The 3,660-nt window shown below is 64.1% G+C and carries 2 protein-coding genes and 2 pseudogenes; 2 read left to right on the top strand and 2 right to left on the bottom strand.

Going from position 1 to position 3,660, the window contains the following annotated elements; genetic code table 11:
• Positions 1-586: pseudogene (locus tag ACTHL0_RS17850) on the bottom strand (hypothetical protein); the annotation flags it as partial.
• A gap of 209 nt (positions 587-795) precedes the next feature.
• Between ACTHL0_RS17850 and ACTHL0_RS17845 the strand changes: the two are divergent.
• Positions 796-2,190, top strand: a complete 1,395-nt coding sequence (locus ACTHL0_RS17845) for a phosphomannomutase/phosphoglucomutase (protein ID WP_440568151.1) — start codon at positions 796-798, stop codon at positions 2,188-2,190.
• 51 nt (positions 2,191-2,241) lie between these two features.
• Here ACTHL0_RS17845 and ACTHL0_RS17840 read toward each other — a convergent pair whose 3' ends face one another.
• Positions 2,242-3,201 carry a DUF2242 domain-containing protein gene (locus tag ACTHL0_RS17840; protein WP_440568150.1) on the bottom strand — a complete coding sequence of 320 codons (960 nt, stop codon included), beginning with the start codon at positions 3,199-3,201 and terminating at the stop codon, positions 2,242-2,244.
• A gap of 276 nt (positions 3,202-3,477) precedes the next feature.
• Here ACTHL0_RS17840 and ACTHL0_RS17835 point away from each other — a divergent pair.
• Positions 3,478-3,660: pseudogene (locus tag ACTHL0_RS17835) on the top strand (lipopolysaccharide heptosyltransferase I); the annotation flags it as partial.

Raw genomic sequence — 3,660 nt, 5'->3', positions numbered from 1 at the left:
GCACGAGGCCAATGACGGCGGCTTCCAGTGCCCACAACCACGCGAAGCGGGGCGCGGCGAGCGTCATGTGGACGAAGAGGTACACCAGGGCGAGCTTGGCGAGCGCGGTGGCCATGCTCGTCACGAGTTGCGGCTTGCTGTAGGTCAGGCTTTGCAGCCATGAATTCACGACGCCGATGAACGGCTCGCGAAAGACCATCGTCACGGCCAGCCCCGCGAGCATCGCGCCGACGACGGGATCGGTCAGCCCAGCCGCAATTCCGGCCCATGTAGCCGCAAGTGCCAGAGCGGACACCACGAATCGTAAGACGAACGCGCTGCCGAGCACGGTGCCGAGGTCGCCTTCCCCGCGATGGACGATCGTCGGCACCAGAATCTCGGCGCCGCACACCCACGTAATCGGGGCGAGCACGAGCAGCAGCGTGTTCGCGTACTGCCATTTGCCGAAGACATCGGGCCCGAAGTACCGGGCGAGCAGCCCCGCGATGGCGATCGCAACGACGATTTGCGTCAATCGCTCGAGGCCGAGCCAGACGATATTCGCCGCGGCTTTCGCGATGTCGGGATGGGCGAGGCGCCTCAGCATCGGGGTAAGGCAGGAATCTTGCTGCTGAACGTCAACATGCTCGCGCCGGGGGGTAAATGGCGCGCTTTTCGGCCGTCATCTCGTACGGCCATATGGCGAAGGGGCATAGGCGCATTAAAATAGGCGCCACATGCGCCGATCAAAACCGCAATTATAAGTGGGTTGCCGGCGCGAGCACCTTTCCAATCGAAGCCAAAAGAGAGCGATCAATGATCTCGCAGTCCATCTTCAAGGCGTATGACATCCGAGGCGTCGTCGGTAAAACGCTCGACGAGGAGGTCGCGCGCCTCGTCGGCCAGGCATTCGGCAGCGAAGTGCGCGCGCAGGGCGGCAACGCCGTCGTCGTCGCGCGCGACGGCCGTCTGTCGGGCCCCTCGCTGATCAAAGCGCTCGCCGACGGCTTGCGCGCGGCCGGTGTCGATGTGGTCGACGTCGGCATGGTGCCCACGCCCGTAGGCTATTTCGCCGCCAGCGTGCCGCTCGCGCTCAAGGGCGGCGAGCGCAGCGTCGATTCATGCATCGTCGTCACGGGCAGCCATAATCCGCCCGATTACAACGGCTTCAAGATGGTCCTGCGCGGCGCCGCGATCTACGGCGAGCAGATTCAGGCGCTCTACCGCCGCATCGAGCAGGGCGAATTCGCCAGCGGCAGCGGCGGCTATGAGCAGTACGACATCGCCGATCAATACATCGAGCGCATCGTCAGCGACATCAAGCTCGCGCGGCCGATGAAAATCGTCGTCGATGCGGGCAACGGCGTAGCCGGCGCGCTCGGGCCGCGCTTGTTCAAGGCGCTCGGCTGCGAGCTGGTGGAACTGTTTACCGACATCGACGGCAACTTCCCGAATCACCATCCCGATCCGGCCCATCCGGAGAATCTGCAGGATGTCATCCGCGCACTGAAGGAAACCGATGCCGAGGTCGGCTTTGCATTCGACGGCGACGGGGATCGTTTGGGCGTCGTCACGAAGGACGGCCAGATCATCTATCCCGATCGTCAACTGATGCTGTTCGCGCAGGAAGTGCTGTCGCGCAACCCGGGCGCGCAGATCATTTATGACGTGAAGTGCACGCGTAATCTGGCGAAGTGGGTGCGCGCGCAAGGCGGCGATCCGGTCATGTGGAAGACGGGCCACTCGCTCGTCAAAGCGAAGCTGCGTGAAACGGGTGCTCCGCTTGCGGGCGAGATGAGCGGCCACGTGTTCTTCAAGGATCGCTGGTACGGGTTCGACGACGGGCTCTATACCGGTGCCCGTCTGCTCGAATTGCTCTCGCGCCAGCAGGATCCGAGCAAGGTGCTCAACGATCTGCCGAATTCGCTGTCGACGCCCGAGTTGCAGCTCAAGCTCGAGGAAGGCGAGAACTTCACGTTGATCGGCCGTCTGCAGAAAGAAGCGCAGTTCACGGGCGCCGATGAAGTCATCACGATCGACGGCTTGCGCGTCGAATATCCGGATGGTTTCGGCCTGGCGCGTTCGTCGAATACGACGCCCGTCGTCGTCATGCGTTTCGAAGCCGATAACCCGGATGCACTCAAGCGGATTCAGAACGATTTCCGCCGCGTGATCGTGGCGGCCAAACCCGACGCGAAGCTGCCGTTCTAAGGCGCCGCGGGCCTGCCGCTTCGGCGGCGAGCCCGGGCCCTGGCCCCGGCTTTACGGCGAGACGGTTGATGTCGCAGCGGGGGCCGATGCGGGCTGCGGCGTCGATGTTGGCGTGAGCGTTTGCGTCGACGTCGGCGTTAGCACGTTAGCAGGCTTGTCGGCGTTCGCCGCGGGCAGCGCCACAGGCAGCGGAAGCGATGCCGAGGCCGAAACGGCCGGGGCAGCCGACGGGACAGCCGGATCAACAACGGATGCGGCGGGCGCGACCACAGCCGTGGTGGCTGCTGGCGCCGGGGTGGCCGTCATTGCAGGCGAATGCGCGGCGGCCGGTGTTGGCGTGGCGTGGCCCGAAATCGTCGATGTCGTCGACGAGAGCGATGGCGTCGATGATGTCGTCGTCGTCACCACGAGCCCCGAACCCGGCAATGTCGTCGTCGTCACCGAGCCGACGGGCACGGGCGCCGTTTTAATCAGCGTACCCACATAGTGCCCGACCGAATCGAAGAACCGGTCGTAGAACGCGTTCGACTGAATCGTCTCGCTCGACACCTTCACCATGGCGTCGCTATTGGAGCGGATCGGCAGCGAGAGCGACCCGAGAATGCTCAAGCCGACGCTGGCCGACGTATCGCTCTTTTTCAGCGTATAGCCGCTTTGGATCGCGTTCGCGTAGATGATGCTGGAGCCGTCGGCATCCACGCCCGGCGTGCAGACAACGTGAAATTCCACCGTGACATGCGAGTCGCCGTTCGGTTGAAAGTCCTTCGTGGCATCGATGCGATCGCTTTGCGTGAGCGTCGTCAGATAGCCCTGATTAAGCAGGGCGCGGCGCGCAGCTTCGCACGCGTCGGCACTGCCGACATGGAATGTGCGCGAGAACGGGCTCGCGCCCGTATCGAACATTTCCTGCTGAAATTTCGGCTGCGGCGCGCTGGAGCACGCGGCGAGCGCCGTGAGTGCCGCGAACGAGAGGGCCGCGCGCACTGGAACCAGGCGGTACGAACTAGGCATGTTGCGTTGATGAGGTGCTGCACTCGGCGAGCGCGTGATTCGGACGAGACGAGCATTGTAGTGCCTTCCGGCCATCGACAGGAGACGGCTCGACCACACGGTGCCGGCGCATGCGGCTCTAAATGTGGCCAAATCGGCCCGGATGCAGCCCGGATGCAGCCCGATCCGGCGCCATGCAACCGAATCCGGCTCAAACCCGGCCCGCGGGCGCGGTAGAATCCCACCCCTTCAGGCAGCGCTCGGCATGGGCCCGTTCTTGCCCCGCCGTGTCCTGCAATGCCGCCCTTTCTATTTCCTTTCAGCGTGCAAAAGATACTGCTCGTTCGCGTGTCGTCGCTCGGTGACGTCGTCCACAACATGCCGGCCGTCGCCGACATCCGGCGCGTCTATCCCGATGCGCAAATCGATTGGCTCGTCGAAGAAAGCTTCGCCGGTCTCGTCACGCTCGTGCAGGGCCTG

This window comes from Trinickia sp., from assembly GCF_051961175.1.
In the GTDB taxonomy this organism is placed as follows: domain Bacteria; phylum Pseudomonadota; class Gammaproteobacteria; order Burkholderiales; family Burkholderiaceae; genus Trinickia.
The sequence above is the reverse complement of the archived record's forward strand: the minus strand, read 5'-3'. Positions and strand labels throughout refer to the sequence as shown.

Bases quoted from the DNA above. Each gene is read 5' to 3' on its own strand.
- ACTHL0_RS17840 (WP_440568150.1), bottom strand. From the start codon at position 3,201: ATGCCTAGTTCGTACCGCCTGGTTCCAGTGCGCGCGGCCCTCTCGTTC.
- ACTHL0_RS17845 (WP_440568151.1), top strand. From the start codon at position 796: ATGATCTCGCAGTCCATCTTCAAGGCGTATGACATCCGAGGCGTCGTC.